This window comes from Paenibacillus sp. PAMC21692 (assembly GCF_014303795.1).
Lineage (GTDB): Bacteria > Bacillota > Bacilli > Paenibacillales > Paenibacillaceae > Pristimantibacillus > Pristimantibacillus agaridevorans.
Genome location: NZ_CP060293.1, coordinates 5,787,480 through 5,803,479, shown reverse-complemented (window position 1 = coordinate 5,803,479; position 16,000 = coordinate 5,787,480). Strand labels below are relative to the sequence as shown.

Annotated in this window: 17 protein-coding genes; 14 read left to right on the top strand and 3 right to left on the bottom strand. The window is 53.2% G+C overall.

All coding sequences use genetic code 11. From position 1 onward, the window contains the following. Window positions 1-205: 205 nt before the first annotated feature. A complete protein-coding gene (locus H7F31_RS23835; RefSeq protein WP_187100800.1) occupies window positions 206-463 on the bottom strand; it encodes a hypothetical protein in 258 nt (85 codons plus the stop codon). A 132-nt stretch (window positions 464-595) separates the two neighbouring features. On the opposite strand from H7F31_RS23835, the gene H7F31_RS23830 reads away from it, so the two are divergent. From H7F31_RS23830 to H7F31_RS23780, 11 genes are all read left to right on the top strand, one after another. Further along, complete coding sequence (locus H7F31_RS23830; RefSeq protein WP_187100799.1) at window positions 596-889, top strand: Dabb family protein; 294 nt, start codon at window positions 596-598, stop codon at window positions 887-889. Window positions 890-1,025: 136 nt separating this feature from the next. Continuing rightward, window positions 1,026-1,445, top strand: coding sequence for a DUF86 domain-containing protein (locus tag H7F31_RS23825; RefSeq protein WP_187100798.1), 420 nt, complete (start codon window positions 1,026-1,028; stop codon window positions 1,443-1,445). A 38-nt stretch (window positions 1,446-1,483) separates the two neighbouring features. Further along, complete coding sequence (locus H7F31_RS23820; protein WP_261800113.1) at window positions 1,484-2,176, top strand: helix-turn-helix transcriptional regulator; 693 nt, start codon at window positions 1,484-1,486, stop codon at window positions 2,174-2,176. Window positions 2,177-2,479: 303 nt separating this feature from the next. Continuing rightward, window positions 2,480-2,965 carry a DUF948 domain-containing protein gene (locus H7F31_RS23815; RefSeq protein WP_187100797.1) on the top strand — a complete coding sequence of 162 codons (486 nt, stop codon included), beginning with the start codon at window positions 2,480-2,482 and terminating at the stop codon, window positions 2,963-2,965. Window positions 2,966-3,030: 65 nt separating this feature from the next. Further along, window positions 3,031-3,591 carry a YtxH domain-containing protein gene (locus H7F31_RS23810; RefSeq protein WP_187100796.1) on the top strand — a complete coding sequence of 187 codons (561 nt, stop codon included), beginning with the start codon at window positions 3,031-3,033 and terminating at the stop codon, window positions 3,589-3,591. 243 nt (window positions 3,592-3,834) lie between these two features. Continuing rightward, complete coding sequence (gene racE / locus H7F31_RS23805; RefSeq protein ID WP_087567236.1) at window positions 3,835-4,644, top strand: glutamate racemase; 810 nt, start codon at window positions 3,835-3,837, stop codon at window positions 4,642-4,644. Between the two features lie 194 nt (window positions 4,645-4,838). Further along, entirely contained in the window at window positions 4,839-5,735 is an 897-nt protein-coding gene (locus H7F31_RS23800; RefSeq protein WP_261800112.1) for a M14 family metallopeptidase, read from the top strand. Window positions 5,736-5,937: 202 nt separating this feature from the next. Continuing rightward, a complete protein-coding gene (locus tag H7F31_RS23795) occupies window positions 5,938-6,171 on the top strand; it encodes a hypothetical protein (protein ID WP_187100795.1) in 234 nt (77 codons plus the stop codon). A 51-nt stretch (window positions 6,172-6,222) separates the two neighbouring features. Then, window positions 6,223-6,525, top strand: coding sequence for a heme biosynthesis protein HemY (locus H7F31_RS23790; RefSeq protein WP_087567234.1), 303 nt, complete (start codon window positions 6,223-6,225; stop codon window positions 6,523-6,525). A 38-nt stretch (window positions 6,526-6,563) separates the two neighbouring features. After that, on the top strand, window positions 6,564-6,791 hold the full coding sequence (locus tag H7F31_RS23785) for a YuzB family protein (protein WP_087567233.1): 228 nt from the start codon (window positions 6,564-6,566) through the stop codon (window positions 6,789-6,791). A gap of 146 nt (window positions 6,792-6,937) precedes the next feature. Continuing rightward, complete coding sequence (locus H7F31_RS23780) at window positions 6,938-8,323, top strand: PDZ domain-containing protein (protein ID WP_187100794.1); 1,386 nt, start codon at window positions 6,938-6,940, stop codon at window positions 8,321-8,323. A gap of 101 nt (window positions 8,324-8,424) precedes the next feature. On the opposite strand, the gene H7F31_RS23775 is transcribed toward H7F31_RS23780, so the two are convergent. After that, on the bottom strand, window positions 8,425-10,452 hold the full coding sequence (locus tag H7F31_RS23775) for an LTA synthase family protein (protein ID WP_187100793.1): 2,028 nt from the start codon (window positions 10,450-10,452) through the stop codon (window positions 8,425-8,427). Between the two features lies 1 nt (window position 10,453). Further along, window positions 10,454-11,593: a THUMP domain-containing class I SAM-dependent RNA methyltransferase gene (locus H7F31_RS23770; RefSeq protein WP_187100792.1), complete on the bottom strand. Its 1,140-nt coding sequence runs from the start codon at window positions 11,591-11,593 to the stop codon at window positions 10,454-10,456. 153 nt (window positions 11,594-11,746) lie between these two features. Here H7F31_RS23770 and H7F31_RS23765 point away from each other — a divergent pair, with 153 nt between their 5' ends. From H7F31_RS23765 to H7F31_RS23755, 3 genes are all read left to right on the top strand, one after another. Then, entirely contained in the window at window positions 11,747-12,388 is a 642-nt protein-coding gene (locus tag H7F31_RS23765) for an O-methyltransferase (protein WP_187100791.1), read from the top strand. Window positions 12,389-12,593: 205 nt separating this feature from the next. Beyond that, a complete protein-coding gene (locus H7F31_RS23760) occupies window positions 12,594-13,688 on the top strand; it encodes a bifunctional glycosyltransferase family 2/GtrA family protein (protein WP_187100790.1) in 1,095 nt (364 codons plus the stop codon). Further along, window positions 13,688-15,997, top strand: a complete 2,310-nt coding sequence (locus tag H7F31_RS23755) for a glycosyltransferase family 2 protein (RefSeq protein WP_187100789.1) — start codon at window positions 13,688-13,690, stop codon at window positions 15,995-15,997. Before H7F31_RS23760 ends, H7F31_RS23755 begins: the two co-directional genes overlap by 1 nt. Window positions 15,998-16,000 lie beyond the last annotated feature (3 nt).

Genomic DNA, 16,000 nt, shown 5'->3' with positions numbered 1-16,000 from the left:
CGTGGTCAATTAGTCAGGATCTAAGGGGATGTTTGAAGAAGCGACAAGTAGACGCTCTGCGCGCGGATGCGCTCATGAGCGTCTTTTGGCTCGTGATTATCTAATGCGGTTTAGAACGTTGCGGATTGGAGGGTTCGGTAGACGATTGAGTGTTTTTAGAGCGAGACATCTCGGACGACAGTCATTCAGTCATTCAGTCATTCAGTCAGGCGGTGCTGGAATTTTTTCGTCTGTCGCGGGCGATGATAAGATCCGTAATGAAGCCGAGCAGCGCCCACGTCAGCACGGTCAGCGCGTACATCAGCAGCACGCTGATGTTGTGAATGTCCATGAACATGTCTGCGAACCACGCGGGAACGCTGAACATGAAAAACACCATATTATGAGGATCGTAGCCGGTATAGTTGAATGCGCAGACGGCAAGTCCGATGAGTGTGGCAATGATTGTGACCTTGTATCGCATGATGCGCGTTCGCTCCTTTAACTAAAGATTGCCGTAATGTCATCTCATAGGTTATTATGTGACAAAAGGACGAAACTCATGCCGCATGCTTCGGCGAGGCGGCAAGACGTACAATAGGGAGGACTAAGTATCATGATTACACACATCGTTTGCTTCAAATTGAAGGATCGCAACGCGGACCTTGACAGTACTGTGGCGATTCTGCGCGATATGGAAGGCAAAATCGAGGAGCTTAAATACATAGAAGTTGGCGTGGATGTGCTTCATTCGGAACGCTCTTACGATATCGCCCTCGTGACGAAATTTGATTCTATGGCCGACCTGGAGGTTTATCAGGTGCATCCCGTACACAAGAAGGTCATCGAGCATATGTCACGGGTGCGCGAAGCATCCGTCAGCGTCGATTACGAAAGCTCGAGGGATTAAGCAATGTCTGAGATGAGAGACGTTTACGAAATATTCACCTATTTGCTTGTAATCATTTTTAGCAGCATCATTATGGTTGCTTGGCTAAAACGCAAGGCTCGCCGGAGCAAGAAGTAAATCGAAAGCAGGGAATAACATGTATTATGTAAACCAGGAACAAATCGCAGTCCGGCTGGATGCCATACCGGCATTGACGGATGCGCTGCGTGAGCTGGCTAATGGATGGAACGGCAGCCTGATGCAAGGACTTGCGCAGGAGCGTGCGCTTCACTTGGCGATCGAAATCGTAACCGATGTCGGAAGTTATCTGATCGACGGATTTCTGATGCGGGATGCCAGCAGCTACGAGGATATCATCGAGATTACGGGGGCGGAAGGCGCCTATCCGGCCGATATGACCGAGACGCTGACGGAGCTTGTAAAGCTTCGCCGCCCGCTGGTACAGGAATATTACAGCTGGCCGCGAAGCGAGCTGCACCCGTATACGGCCAGATTGGCGGAATTGCTGCCGACCTTTGCATCGGCTGTTGAGACGTATCTGAAGAAAGAACTGTAGGCAATCATCGATTGGTCGAGCGGAGAGGGGGAGAGGGCATGGCAGATCTGATGGCGGAGCGAGACGGTGTTGAGGCCGTTGGCACAGCTGGCGCTACGCGAGTGCGGCTGCTGAACTTGCTTCGTAAGCAAGGCGGCATGAACGCCGCGATGCTTGCAGCCGAGCTGGGTCTTACGGAGATGGCGATTCGCCGCCATATGCACGAGCTGGAGCGCCAAGGCAGTGTCAGCATCGTGCCGCAGCGCCAGCCTAAAGGCCGTCCGCTTCATGTATACGAGCTGACGGATGCGGCGGATCGCCATTTTCCACGTAACTACCACACGCTTGCGATCGACTTGCTTGCCGAGCTGGAGTCTGATCCCGACACCATGCCGCTCATCGACCGAATGTTCGAAGGCCGCAAGCGGAAGCTTCTGGAGCGTTATGCTCCACGTATGGAAGGCAAGACGTTGGAGGAGCGTGTGCGCGAGCTGACGGCGATTCAGAACGGCGGCGGCTACATGGCCGAGATGGAGCGCGGGGACGGCGATGGTTATATGCTTCATGAATATAATTGTCCCATCTCCGATGTTGCCGGACGTTATGATCAAGCTTGCCAGTGCGAGCTGTCGCTGTTCCGTTCTCTCCTGGAGGCGAATGTGCATCGAACGGAATGTCTCGCGAAGGGCGGCAACAGATGCAGTTATGCGATCGGCAAATTTGGCCCCGCAGCTCTCCTCTCGGGCAAGTAAAATCGACGAATACGTACGCAAATTTTGATCTCATAATGAACACGACCTGCTGCGGGTCGTGTTTTTTGTTGTTCGTTCGACCCCTTAGTCGGGATCAGCGCCAAATGAGGTATTTAACGGCAAGCGAGATGATGTATTGTTCATGCGACGAACGAGCCCATCGATTTTTATCCGGGGGGATCCATGTGACTTTGTGTCAAAACAAGCCCAGTCTGCTTATACTGTCATTACGCATATGGGCATTCGCCCTTGTCGGCCATGAAGGAATGTGGCGGAGAATGATGCGAGAGAGGAGCGGAAGGGATGACGATGGAGTGGATTGCCGCTGTGGCTGTAGCCGCGTTCGTGATCTGGGTAGCGGGCACGCTGCTTGCCGTACGCGCGCTGCTCGGCAGAATGGCGCGGGTTCAGGCATCGGCAGAGGCGGTGCAAGAAGACATGCACAGACTGTCTGGCGAGATGAGCCAGGTGCTGCTGCCAACCGAACAGACGATGCGATCGCTACGGCAAAGCGCGGAATCGGCCGAGCGGCTATTCCAGGCGATGGGCCAAGTGGGCGGTACGATTGAGCATGCGACGTCGGCTGTAGAGCGGGTAACGGGAACGTTGTCGCAGTCCGCAATCGGCCATGCCGAACGAATCGCCAAGCAGCGTGAGCTTGATGCCGCGGTCCAGTGGGCGGAGCTTGGATTAACCGCATGGCAGCTCTGGCAAACGGGGCGCAAGCCGTCATCCGGCAACGGAGGAACCGTGTCCTCGGCTCCCGTAAGCTCGTCTTCGCCGAAATAAGAAGCATGTCTGAATGGCCGGACCAAGGGGCAGGGTACTCTAAGAACGAAAGGAGCGACGATCACATGTCAACACGTAAAGGAAACAAAGGATTTCTGTTTGGAGCGTTAGCTGGAGGTGTGCTTGGATCAATCGCGGCGCTGTTATTTGCGCCAAAGGCTGGCAAAGAGCTTCGTCACGATATCTCCGTTCAGGCTCAGAAGGTGGGCGATAAAACAGGAGAGATCGCCAAAGGCATCGGTCATGGGGCGATCGAGCTTGCGGATCGGACGAAACAAGCGGCAAGCAATATGGCGAGCAATGTAAGAAGCTTCGGCAGAGGCAGAGGAACTGAAGTAGCTGCGATCTCGGGCATCTCGACCGAAGCGGCGGAAGAGCTGGCTACAGGCGTCATTCATCATGGTGCCGATGCAGGGGAACAAGCAGACGAAGCGGTAGAAGCGACAAACGAAGTTGCGGCTGAGACTCTGGGATCGACAGTGGAAGCTGTAGAAGAAGCTGCCGAGCATGGCACGGAATGGATGAAAGAAGTATTCGCTGAAGCGGGCGAGGCGGTGCAGGATCGATTCGAAGCCGTCGGCGAGACGATCGTTGAAGCAGCTGAAGCGGAACCGTCTAAGAAATAAGCTGAGCTGATGAGCGGCACTAAGCCGCAAGGAGCCGAACACCTTTCCACTCCCTGGATGGAATGGGCGATTCGGCTCTTTGCCATGTTCGCAGGAAGGGATGCATGCGACTAAGGATTCTTGAACGTTAACCTAATATGCGTTAAGATGTAGGTACATTTTCGATGGGGTTATCATATGCTATGGTAATTTTGACCCCTATCTTCTTCGTCCTACATCCCAGTCCAAGAAAGCGGTGTGTTTGTGCAGCATCCGATAGCAATACTAGATTCAGGCGTTGGCGGTCTTACCGTAGTGAAGGAAGTCATGCGCCAACTGCCGCGCGAGAAAATCATTTATTTCGGCGATACGGCAAGAACGCCTTATGGGCCGCGTTCAGCGGAAGAAGTGCAAGCATTTACAAGAGAAATCGTCGATTATCTAATACAATTCCAGCCTAAAATGATCGTTATCGCCTGTAATACGGCCACTGCGGTCGCCTTATACGACATTCGCTCGCGAGTGTCGATCCCTGTCGTCGGCGTCATTAATCCGGGCGCGAGAGCGGCTATAGGGCGCACGACCACCGGTTGGATCGGCGTCATTGGCACTGCCGGTACGATTAACAGCGGCGCTTACGAGAATGCGTTGCGCGAGTTGACGCCGAATGTACAGGTCGTGAGCGAGGCCTGCCCGAAATTCGTTCCGCTCGTGGAGCAGGGCAACTTCCGCTCTCAAGAAACCTATGAGGTTGTACGCTCGTCAATCGAGCATTTACGGACTTATCCCATGGATTGCCTCATTCTCGGCTGCACGCATTATCCTTTCCTGTCGGAAACGATATCCGAGGTAATGGGCAGCGAAGTTACGCTGATCAGCTCCGCCGAGGAGACGGCGCGCGAGATCAGCACCATTTTGCAGGAAAAACGCGAGCTGGCGACCAATGATCCCGTTCCGGTTCACCAGTTTTTCTGCAGCGGCGACCCGTATATGTTCAAGCAAATCGCGCAGCAATGGCTTGGCGAGCAGATCGATCTGACGCCGGTCGTCTGGCAAGTGCCTAATATTAGCTAATATCGTTTTTAAAAGTAAAAAGCGACTTTTTCGTACAATTGACCGCAAGTCGGGTCAGCTGTGCGGAGAGTCGCTTTTTTTTGCTGTACGTTAGTTTAAAGAAGAGTTTACGATTTTGCGATAATGGTTGGAAGCTGCCGCGCATATGATGGTAAGAAACGGGAACGCAGGCAAAGGGTAAAGGAGTGCGGAGCTTGAATAAAAACGGAAATGATGACATCGGATATACATACGAGGATATGATGGAGGAATGCCGGCAGCTTGCGATCGGTTCCCCCTTTATCGCGGCCGAGAGCATCGGCAGAAGCGTTATGGGCAAGCCGATTCTGGCCTTGCGCGTAGGCTGCGGAACTCGGAACCTGCATATAAATGCGTCGTTTCATGGCAACGAGTGGATTACGTCGGCGCTGCTCATGCGGTTTCTTACGGAGCTCTCAAACGCATATGCGACCGATGGAACAGTAGGAGGAGTCGATGTTCTGAGGTATTGCGGCGAATGGACGATCTGGGCTGTGCCTATGGTAAATCCGGACGGCGTGGAGCTTGCGCAGAGAGGGGTCCAGCCGAACCATCCCCTATACAGCCAGCTGTTGGCCTGGAACGGCGGATTGGACGACTTCAGCGGCTGGAAGGCGAATATGAGGGGCGTTGATCTTAACGACCAGTTTCCCGCATATTGGGAAGAGGAATGCAAGCGCAGAGGGGCAACGGGACCCTCCCCGCGGGATTATCCCGGACCTTGTCCGCTCAGCGAACCGGAGGCGCAGGCTATGGCCAGGCTGACGGAGAGCGTGCCGTTTCATGCAGTCATCGCGTTGCATACGCAAGGGAGGGAAATCTACTGGAACTATCGGGACTACGAGCCTCCCGAATCGGAGGCGCTTGCGCAGAGGATGGAGCGGGCAAGCGGTTATAAGTCGGTGAAGCTGAGCGGCAGCGACGCGGGTTACAAGGATTGGTTCATCTATCGATTTAGACGTCCCGGCTTTACAGTGGAGGCGGGTTTCGGCGTTAATCCGCTGCCATACAGCAGCTTGGATCGCATCTACGAGGAGCTTAGACCTCTGCTGCTGGAGTCCTTGCGAATGTAGGAGAAGGGGGCGACGCTGTTTGCGATTAGCTTTGTAAGCGGCTATTGTGCCTCTGACCGTCGGGGCAGCTGCTTGCCGCCAGCCAGAATTCGCTTGCATAACCTTGGCCTAGCGCCTTGCCCCTCCTCCTTGCTCCCGTACGGCATCTCTGTGTTATACTGGAACAAGAAAGAAGCCGCAAGGCGGACGGGAGGTGCGGGGCATGCGCAAGCTGCTGTCGCTCAGGCATTGGAAAAACACTTTCGCGTTCATATACAAGCTGCTGATGTCCAAGGAAGTGGCCGTAAGGGACAAACTGCTGTTCTTGATCCCGGTCATCGTCTACTGGGTCGTGCCGGATGTGCTTCCGCTAATTCCGATCGATGATATCGCGTTTACGATGATTATTGCAGAATGGTTTGCAGCGCGGATGGGCAGGAAGTATAATATATCTTGATCTGGATTATACGAATTTATATTTTATAGGCATAGAAGGAGCTGTTGAAGGATGCACTGCAAAATTTCCCGCAATGCGGCCAAGATGATAAAGCTGGAGCTGGACAAGCCCGAGAACGAAGGCAAGCTGCTGCGCGTCTACGTTACGCATGCGCACGGCGACCATGCCCATTACGGCATGGGCATCGACGAGCCGACGGACAATGACGTCGTCGTGTCTACGGACAAGGAGATCGACGTTATTCTGGAGAAGGACAATGCGTTTCTGGACGGCGTCCGAATCGATTATTTCTACGTCCCGGAGGAAGGGTTTGCCGTTACGAATCCGTCCAAGGGCAATCACGGAGATCATTAAGCGCCGCAGCAGGCGGATGCGGATTGGAACGATGAGTCATGGCAACGAACGATATTAGAATATGCGACAAGTGCAAGCATATGCGGATGAAGACGGCGGTGGCCAAAATCGGGATGCAGGCGCCGGAGACGGAAGTCCGCATCGGCTGCAAATCCTATTGCGGGCCATGCGCCCGTTACGCCTTCGTATTTATTAACGGCAGATATGTAAAAGGCGCAACGGAAGACGAAGCCATCGACAAAGCAATGACGTACTTGAAGAAGTGACGAACCGTAAAGGTGCGTGTTCAAAAAGTCCGATTTTCAATAATGTCATTCGGCGGAGATGCTGCGGGAAGAGACAGGGGACGCGACGGCGTAGGCCGGCGCTGGTTTCTGTCTTTTTTCTAATGCGGAAGGGATGAGGGAAAGGCATGCGGAATTTTCGTTCACAACGGGAGGGAGCAAGAGAACGCGGTCGGTATTACCTTGCCGGCATCCTTGCGGGGCTGGCGTATCTAATCGGAGCCGAGTTGATCTGGTTGCCCGCTCCGCTCGAGTCCGGCGGGGGCATGGAGTGGATCGAATGGATCGATTATTTGTATTATGGTCTGGCTGTCGTTCCTCTTTGTTGGGTTGCCGGATCGATTGACAGGGGGTTGTGGAATGGCACGGCGCCGGTTGTGCTTCGCCTGATCAGAATGGCTCTGGTTGCAATAAGTTTGGCGTCGGCAGGCATTATCGTCTTCGCCGTCGATAAGCTGGAGTTGCAGCTTTTTGGTCTCGCGGCCAGCGCCGTGCTGGTGTTCGCGGATCTTCTCGTCAGCGAAGTCCTTCTTAAACGGGGCTTCCCGTGGCGCAACAGCGCGCTGCTTGCTAGTACGCTGGCCGTGCTGGCGTTAACGGCATGGCCAACCTCGTACAATGTCACGTACCCTGGCATGACGCTGAACCTGAATCGATACGCCGAGGTAGAAGGGGGCGCTGCCGGAGGCGTCATTGACGGCGTGCTGGTATTCGACCGGCCAGCCGTTTTGGCCGACAGGCTATACGCGGCGCTTTTCCCGCAGTACGTCTTCCAGCCCATTCCGGAAAATGAACCTCCGCTATCGGAGACGTACGCGCAGGTTGTCGCCATGAAAAGAGACGCCAACCGGGTAGCGGCGGCGATCGCCATGGAAAAGGCGGGACTCGGCGAGGGAGCCGTGCCGGACGGCGTCCGCATCGTGGCGATCGTTAAGGGAAGCCCGGCTGACGGCACCTTGCAAGCGGGCGATATTATTGACGCGCTGAACGGCAAACCGGTTTCCCGCGTAGAGGAGCTGATCACGACGATGGAGACAGTCATCAAGGCTGGCGACGAAGTTCGGGTGTCGGTACGCAGAGGAGCGGCGAAGGAAGAAATTAATGTATTGGCAGCCGCATCGGAGGATACTCCGAACCGTGCGGTTTTAGGTGTATCCGTGCAGACGGAGGTAAAGCTTGACACGCCCAGGAGCGTCTCGTACAACGACTACATGGCGCATGTCGGAGGTCCATCGCATGGAGCTATGCTGACATTGGCGCTGATCGATCAGCTGACGCCCGGCGGCGTAACGAAAGGGCTTCGCATAGCGGGAACGGGAACGATCGAGGCCGACGGCTCGGTCGGCATGGTTGGAGGCATTCCGCAGAAGGCTTATGCCGTGAGTCGAACGGATGCGAATGTATTTTTTGTGCCTAGCGCCGGAGAGGAAGCGGCGAAAGCTGCCGCACCAGGCCTGAATATTGTAGCGGTCGAGCATATCGACGATGTGCTCCGGTGGCTTGAAAGCCAATAAATCGGTCCAGCCCGACCGGACAGGACAACCAACACAAACAAGCTGCACTTGCGGCCGAAGATTCGGCTGGAGCGTGCAGCTTGTCGTTTGTTGTGCCAATGTTATTGACGGGACATCTCGATAGCCTCAATGATGCCGTTTTTGCGGAAAGAGGGGATGAGATTGCCCGTGACGATCCGATCGGACATGATGAGCGTATGATCGGCCTCCGCCGTCTTGTCGAGACAACGCGATACTTCCAGCAAGCTGCCGCTAGCGATGTCGAAGCAGCGGCCGTTTTTTTGAAGCCCGTCTTCGGAGGGAATATAATAAAGCGAATCATCCCGCCAGGATCCATCGCGCTGCACGACCAACCTCGACGATAAATCCGTATCTATCAGCAGAGGCATGCCTAGCAAATATTGCCGACTTGTCGAGATGCCGAGAAGATGCAACAAGGTCGGCGTCGTGTCAAGCTGACCGCCGATGGTATCCCTGATACCCGCATGAGCGCCATCGGGAAGATGGATCATAAAAGGCACGCTTTTTAACGTCTTCTCTTGGGTCAGCGAATCCGACGGATCGTCGAGGAACCGGTCATACAAGCTCCAATCGAGAATGGAGTTGTCGTGATCCCCGTATATGACGAAAATCGTCGATTCCCATAGCCCTTCGTCCTTCAGTCTGGCGATCAGCTCGCCTAGAGCGGCATCCGCATAATGCACGGCCTGCAAATAATCGCCCATGATCGTGCCTTCCAGCTCCTCGACGTCCAGCTTCTGCTCCCGCTTAGGCATCTTGTACGAATGATGGCTCGTAAGCGAGATCATAAAAGCGTAAAAAGGCGAGTCGCCGCCGGAATCCTTTCGCCCCTCCAAAATCCATTCCATCGACTGCCTGTAGAACGACTTGTCGCCCAGGGACCAGCCCAGTCGCTCGTCGAGCTCGTAATGCTTCAGGTTGTAGAATGCATCGTATTCCATATTGTTGTACATGACGTTGCGGTTCCAGAAGCCTCCCTGATAGGCGTGGAAGACTTCCGCGGTGTAGCCGTTCGCCTTGAGCGTGCCGGGCAAACAATCGAACTCATGCGAAGCGTATTGAATAAAGACGGAACCGCTCTTGGTAGGGAGCATGGAACAATTTGTCGCGAAGTCCGCGTCCGAGGTTCTGCCTTGCGCAGTCTGGTGATGGAAATTTTTAAAGTAGACGCTGTCCTTCATCAGTTCGTTCATAACCGGAGTAATCGGGTGACCGCCGATGGAGGCGCCCAGCATAAAGCCTTGCAGAGCTTCGACTTGAACCATCAGTACATTGCTTCCGGCATAAGCGCCAAATTGAGCATCATGCTCCAGCTCTCCCCGAAGGCGTCCTCGTTCCCCGAACCACTGCTCGGTCTCGGACTTCTGTTCGGCGGTTACGGTCTCCGCGCCAAACCATTTAATGGTGGCGTAACGATAAACATCGTAACCATGGAAACCAAGACCGCCGGCGACGTTGTAAATCGATAAGTTCCACCAATTTTTTTCGAACAGTCCTTTGGCCCATGTATCCGTAGCCTGATTGAGATTGGCGGCGAACAGCGAGAAGCCGATTCCGAAGGCTGCGATTGACACCCCGACACGAATGCCGGCCTTCCTCCAGTAAGGACGTTTAGAGGTATGCTGCGCCTGCAATATTCCGCGCCCTCTCCAAACGACGAATGAGGCGAACGGCAACACAACAAGCATGTCCGCGAACAACCAGAAGTCGTAGACGCCAATCAGCGAAGCGATGCTGTCTCCAAGCGATTCGACCTGTCCAAGCTGCAACAGAACCGGGACCGTAATGAGATCCTGGAAGTAGCGGTAATAGATGACGTCCGAGAAGAGGAGGAAGGACAGGAGCAGGTTAAGCGCGGCGAGCGCGACGATGCGCCCCCGAGTCGGGAGAAGCAACGTCCAGAAGGCGATCAGCAGCACGGCACCGGTCTCGATGATCGCATCCGTACGGGTCATATCCATGTATTGCACGGACAGCAGCGTAGAGAAGAAGTACAGCTTCCATACCATCATGCCGGCAAACAATATAAAATCGGCCGCTGTCAGGCGATCCAGCCAGCCGAGAATCCATGCGAGGAGGCGGCCGAAGCCGCCGCTTCTGACGATCATGTTATCGCTCCCTCGGCGGCAAAGGTCCAAAGAAGGAGTAAAAATCGCATTGAATCCGGCCGTTGAACAGCTTGCGTTTCTTGTCCGCCTTCCTGCTCATATAATGCTCCACCTGCGTAGACGGACTGATCGCGAATATGGACCACGTCGGATAATGCAGGGTTGTCAGACCGAATTGGCGAAGGGCGGCTTCCGCTTGCGCATCATCGCCCAATCGTTCGCCGTAGGGCGGATTCGTCAGTATAACGCCATAGTCGCCCGGAGGCTTAGCCTTGGAGACGGGCGTGACGCTCAGCTTGATGTCCTTGGCGAAGCCCGCGCGTTTCACTGCGGCTTCGGCGATTTCGATTGCATAAGGATCGATGTCGGAGCCGAAGATCTGCAGCGGCACGTCATCGCGCACGGCATCGTAAGCTTCGTCGCGAGCGTTGCTCCACATCTCTTCCGTCAATTGCGGCCACCGTTCGCTTACGAAGCTGCGGCGGAGTCCCGGCGCGATATTCCAGCCGATCATGGCCGCTTCGACAAGGAAGGTGCCGGAGCCGCAGAAGGGATCGTACAGCGGCCTCTCCGGGCGCCAGCGGCTAAGCTGGACAAGCGCCGCAGCCATAGTCTCGCGAATCGGCGCTTCTGTCGATGCAAGGCGATAACCCCGTCTGTGAAGGCCGGAGCCGGATGTATCCAGCGTTAGAAGCGCTTCGTCGTTCAACAATGTAATTTCGATCTCGTATTTCGGTCCGTCTTCGGGGAACCACTCCGAACCGTACCTTGCCTTGAGCGACTCGACGACGGCTTTTTTAACCACGCCTTGCACGGCAGGGACGCTTGTTAACTGCGACTTCTGGGACCTTCCGTTGACGGGAAATTCTCCGTCGGCCGTAATCCAAGAGGGCCAGTCCAACGCCTTCGTGCCTTCAAACAGCTCGTCAAAGGTCGTCGCTTTAAAGCGGCCCATATTGATTAGCACGCGGCCGGCAGAGCGCAGCCACAGATTGGCGCGAGGGATGTCCTCGGGTCCGCCGGTGAAGTTTACGCGACCGTTCTCGGTGTGCGTATCCTCGTAGCCAAGCTCCTTCAGCTCGCGGGCGACGACAGCCTCGAGTCCCATGGGTGCGGTGGCGATTAATTGCAATTTGCTCATGAATGAACACTCATTTCCGAATTGATATCGAACGGGTGGCCTTACAGTAAGGCGGCCATCGCCGTTTCTTGTCACGAATCCTATAAAAACGTACAATTAAGTATAGGACAAATTGCGACAATTTTACAAATCGAATATAGAGGAGAGTGCAGAATGTCGGACATCGAACAATACGTCGACGGTCTCTATGAGACGGATGCGGTGCTAACGCGGGTGAAGGCGGGCATTGCGGCTGAAGGAATGCCTTCGATCTCGATCGCGGAGGGTTATGGCCGGCTGCTGACGCTACTCGTGCGGATGAGCGGAGCGGAGAAGGTGCTGGAGATCGGAGCGCTTGGCGGCTACAGCGGCATCTGCCTGGCACGCGGAATGGAAGGGAAGGAAGGCGGCGGTTCGCTGGTGTCTCTTGAGCTGCTGCAGCCGTATGCCGATGTGGCAGCTCGCCATTTGGCAGAAGCCGGTTATGACGGTATCGCGGAGTATGTCGTTGGCGATGCAAAAGAAAGTTTGGCGAGGCTCAAGGAGCAAGGCCGTAAATTCGACTTCTTCTTTATCGATGCCGACAAAGAAGGATATCCCATCTATCTTGACTTTGCGTTGGAGCTCGCGCTGCCCGGAGCGCTCATCGTCGCCGACAACATTTTGCTGCGGGGACGCACGACGGATGCAACCAAGCAAGGGCCGGCGGTTCAAGCGGTGAGGTCGTTCAACGAAAGAATCGCGAGGGACGTCAGGCTGGAGAGCACGATTCTTCCCGGCTATGACGGGCTCGCAATTGCAAGGGTGCGCGGCTAATGCGCACGCTAATCGTACATTGAACGAAAGACGCTTCTTCAACTCTGTTCAGAGGGAAGAGTGCGTCATTCTTTTTATATGTCCAATCTCCAGGTTCAAGCGCATCACATCAAGGTTTCAGGTTCAAGTAAATCGTTTACTATATACTACACGCAGTATTTCATATATAATATTGTCGAAATATGTCGAATTGAGGTTTAATAAGATGACCTTGGGGGAACAAAAAGGCGAAACCATTATCCTTATTCCGTCGCTTGAGCCAGATGAGAAGCTGTTGCTCTATGTACAGCAATTACGAGAATATGGCCTTAACAATATTGTTATCTTGGACGACGGTTCCGGCGAGGAATTTCAATGGATTTTCCGTGAGCTTAGCGAGAAAGGATGCATTCTGCTTCGTCATATGGAAAATCAGGGTAAGGGTTCCGCGCTTAAGACCGGCTTTCATTATATTGAACGGCACTTCGACGAGATCGCCTGCGTTGTCACTGCGGATTCCGATGGACAGCACGCTGCAGAGGATGTATATCGGCTCGCCGAAGAAGCGTTGCGCCGTCCTGAAGCGCTCATTCTCGGGGTAAGGAACTTTAGCGAGGGAGGAATACCGCCAAAGTCATTGCTGGGCAATCGGGTTACCTCCGTTATGTTTGCCCTGCTTTACGGCAAACGGCTCACAGATACCCAGACAGGGCTTCGCGCCTTTGGCCCGCAGTTGCTTGCATTTATGCAAGAGGTTAACGGCTCTCGATTTGAATACGAGCTGCAAATGCTCATTTCCTGTGTCCAGTCCGGCGTACCGATTCATACTCTCCCGATTCAAGTCATTTACGAGAACAGGAACGCGGGGACTCATTTTAAACCGCTCCGTGACAGTGCCCGGGTGATGAGGGTTTTGGTCTCCAGTTTTGCGCGATTTATTTCCTCTTCGCTTGCCGGCTCCGTAGTCGATTTAGGATTAGCGTGGCTGTTGCTTGATTTATTAAAACCCGTGCTTGGGGAGCAGGACTATATACGGATTTTATTGGCGACGATGATCGCAAGAGTTTTCTCCATCCTGGTCAACTACTTGCTAAATAAACATTTTGTATTCCGCCAAGAGGATAGCCGCGGAAGTTTATGGCGCTATTTGACGTTATGCGCGTTCGTCATATTGATTTCCAGTTCGGGCGTTTATTTCTTTCATACGTTGTTCTTTATGAGTGAAAAAATAGCTAAACTCATCTGTGATGCCATGCTGTTCCTGCTAAGCTTTCAGATGCAGCGGCGGTGGGTATTTGCAGCGAGGAGGCAGCGTCTGTAGTGCAAAATGAAAAACGGCAAAATTTTCTGTTCGTCGCCACGATGATTCTGATGTCCATCTATTTGTTATGGCGCATGATTTTTACGTTGCCATGGGATCAGGGGTTCTGGAATATGGTTTTCGGCATCCTGCTGATTGCGGCCGAGACGGTAACGGTGCTGACTACCTTCGAATTATTTCTTCAGAAGATGCAGAAAAAACATACACAGCTTGACTTCCCGATCATTGCGCCCGAGCATTATCCGGATGTAGATGTGTTCATTGCTACGCATAATGAACCGGTCGATCTGTTGTACAAAACCGTCAACGCGTGTACTTTTATGGACTATCCGGACAAGCAAAAGGTTCATATTTATTTGTGCGACGACGGAGGACGACCCGAGGTCGAGGAGCTTGCCAGACAATTTGGAGTCGGATATCTTGGATTTCCTGGAAACACGGAAGCGAAATCCGGCAATTTGAATCATGCGCTGAGCAAAACCTCCTCTCCGCTCATTGCTACTTTTGATGCGGATATGATTCCGCAACATACTTTTCTAATGAAGACCGTTCCGTATTTCCTGGCCCCCGAGTTAACGGAAGACAATAGGCAATGGCTCCTTCGTACGGAGAAGAAACGGGGCGACAAGTATAAATTTGGGAGACGGAGGATTAAATTAGGGCTGGTTCAAACTCCCCAAAGTTTCTACAATCCGGATTTATTTCAATTCAACCTTTATGCGGAACAGGGCATTCCGAACGAGCAGGATTTTTTCTCGAGAGAGGTTAATATTTTGCGCAACGCCTCCAATGCAGTTGCCTATACAGGGAGCAACACGGTCATTTCCCGGAAGGCCATGGAGGAGATCGGCGGTTTCCCGCTAAAGACGATCACCGAGGATTTTGAGACGAGTATCCGCCTGCAGCAAGCCGGCTATATTACGTATGCGACTCAGGAGGTTCAGGCCGAAGGGCTGACCACGACCACGATTCAGAGCATGATTAAGCAGCGTATCCGCTGGGCAAGAGGCATTCTTCAAAGTTTGCAGAATACCCGTGCGATCTTCTCCAAAAAGCTTGCCTTCTGGACGAGAATTACCTATTTGAGCAGCTTCTTGTACTGGTGGTCCTTTTTTAATCGGTTGATTTTTATTATGGCTCCCATTTTATTTGCGCTGTTCGACTTCCAAATCGTAAATGTGAGCTTCTGGCACATTTTAATTTTTTGGCTCCCGTCCTATTTCTGCTACAGCATGTCGATGCGTTATCTATCCAGCAATATTCGCAATCAGCGTTGGAGTCAAGTCATCGATACGATATTTATGCCGTATCTGATTGTACCCGTATTACTTGAAACCTTGCACATCCATGAAAGAAAGTTCAAGGTGACAAACAAAAAAAAGGCCGCCGATCGACAATGGATGACCTCACTGTTATATGCCCTTCCGCACCTCTTTCTTCTTTTGTTGTCGGTTGCGGCGCTCCTTCGGTATGTGCATGGCAAGTATGGCCTCGCGCTATTTTACAGCAGTATCATCGTTTTCTGGCTGGTATATAATATGATCGCTTTATGTTATGCTCTGTTCTTCATGATCGGGCGCCGCGCTTATCGGGAGACGGAGCGTATTCGGGCGCAAGAGGACGTAGTCATCCAATACAAAGAGAATAATCTGCGTTATGAGGCCCGTACTGTAGACGTATCGGAACATGGTATCGCCATGTACGTCTCCCAACCCATTTATTTGCCACCGAAGACTACGATTTCTCTGAACGTGAAGACAGAGCGTTATGAGGCGAATCTGGATGCAGTCATCGTCAACGTGAAGAAGGACGGAGAAGGCTGGCGCTATTCGGTAAAAGTTCAGCCGCTCTCCGAGATGGACAAGCGCCAATTCATGCAAATCATTTATGACCGGAAACACTCCTTGCCGGAGCAGTTAAATCTCTGGGATACGGCTTATGACGATATGGTTCGCAATGTGAAAAGACGCGTGATCCAACCGTTCTCGAATCAGAGGAATATGCCGAGAATTCCGATTCAGTGTCCAGTCGTGTTTACCAATGGAGATCGTTGTACGCTGCGCAGCTTTAATTTTCTGTTTTTTTCAGCCTCCGATTTCCAGGGCGATACGACGACCGGGGGGCTGGTTACTTTTTATACAAAAAGCAATATTGAAGTCATCCTTCAGCATACGCGGAAAACGAGATCCCGACGTGACGATTTGCTTCTATCGGTCGTCAATATTGACGGTCTTGCGGAGCGAGGTCTTATCGATCAGATGCTTGATGATTTGATGCAATCGCAATCCGAGAGTGCCAATGAGGATTAGGAG

Excerpts from the sequence above, each read along its gene's own strand:
- H7F31_RS23835 (WP_187100800.1), bottom strand. The coding sequence starts at position 463 with ATGCGATACAAGGTCACAATCATTGCCACACTCATCGGACTTGCCGTC.
- H7F31_RS23830 (WP_187100799.1), top strand. The coding sequence starts at position 596 with ATGATTACACACATCGTTTGCTTCAAATTGAAGGATCGCAACGCGGAC.
- H7F31_RS23825 (WP_187100798.1), top strand. The coding sequence starts at position 1,026 with ATGTATTATGTAAACCAGGAACAAATCGCAGTCCGGCTGGATGCCATA.
- H7F31_RS23820 (WP_261800113.1), top strand. The coding sequence starts at position 1,484 with ATGGCAGATCTGATGGCGGAGCGAGACGGTGTTGAGGCCGTTGGCACA.
- H7F31_RS23815 (WP_187100797.1), top strand. The coding sequence starts at position 2,480 with ATGACGATGGAGTGGATTGCCGCTGTGGCTGTAGCCGCGTTCGTGATC.
- H7F31_RS23810 (WP_187100796.1), top strand. The coding sequence starts at position 3,031 with ATGTCAACACGTAAAGGAAACAAAGGATTTCTGTTTGGAGCGTTAGCT.
- H7F31_RS23795 (WP_187100795.1), top strand. The coding sequence starts at position 5,938 with ATGCGCAAGCTGCTGTCGCTCAGGCATTGGAAAAACACTTTCGCGTTC.
- H7F31_RS23790 (WP_087567234.1), top strand. The coding sequence starts at position 6,223 with ATGCACTGCAAAATTTCCCGCAATGCGGCCAAGATGATAAAGCTGGAG.
- H7F31_RS23785 (WP_087567233.1), top strand. The coding sequence starts at position 6,564 with ATGGCAACGAACGATATTAGAATATGCGACAAGTGCAAGCATATGCGG.
- H7F31_RS23780 (WP_187100794.1), top strand. The coding sequence starts at position 6,938 with ATGCGGAATTTTCGTTCACAACGGGAGGGAGCAAGAGAACGCGGTCGG.
- H7F31_RS23775 (WP_187100793.1), bottom strand. The coding sequence starts at position 10,452 with ATGATCGTCAGAAGCGGCGGCTTCGGCCGCCTCCTCGCATGGATTCTC.
- H7F31_RS23770 (WP_187100792.1), bottom strand. The coding sequence starts at position 11,593 with ATGAGCAAATTGCAATTAATCGCCACCGCACCCATGGGACTCGAGGCT.
- H7F31_RS23765 (WP_187100791.1), top strand. The coding sequence starts at position 11,747 with ATGTCGGACATCGAACAATACGTCGACGGTCTCTATGAGACGGATGCG.
- H7F31_RS23760 (WP_187100790.1), top strand. The coding sequence starts at position 12,594 with ATGACCTTGGGGGAACAAAAAGGCGAAACCATTATCCTTATTCCGTCG.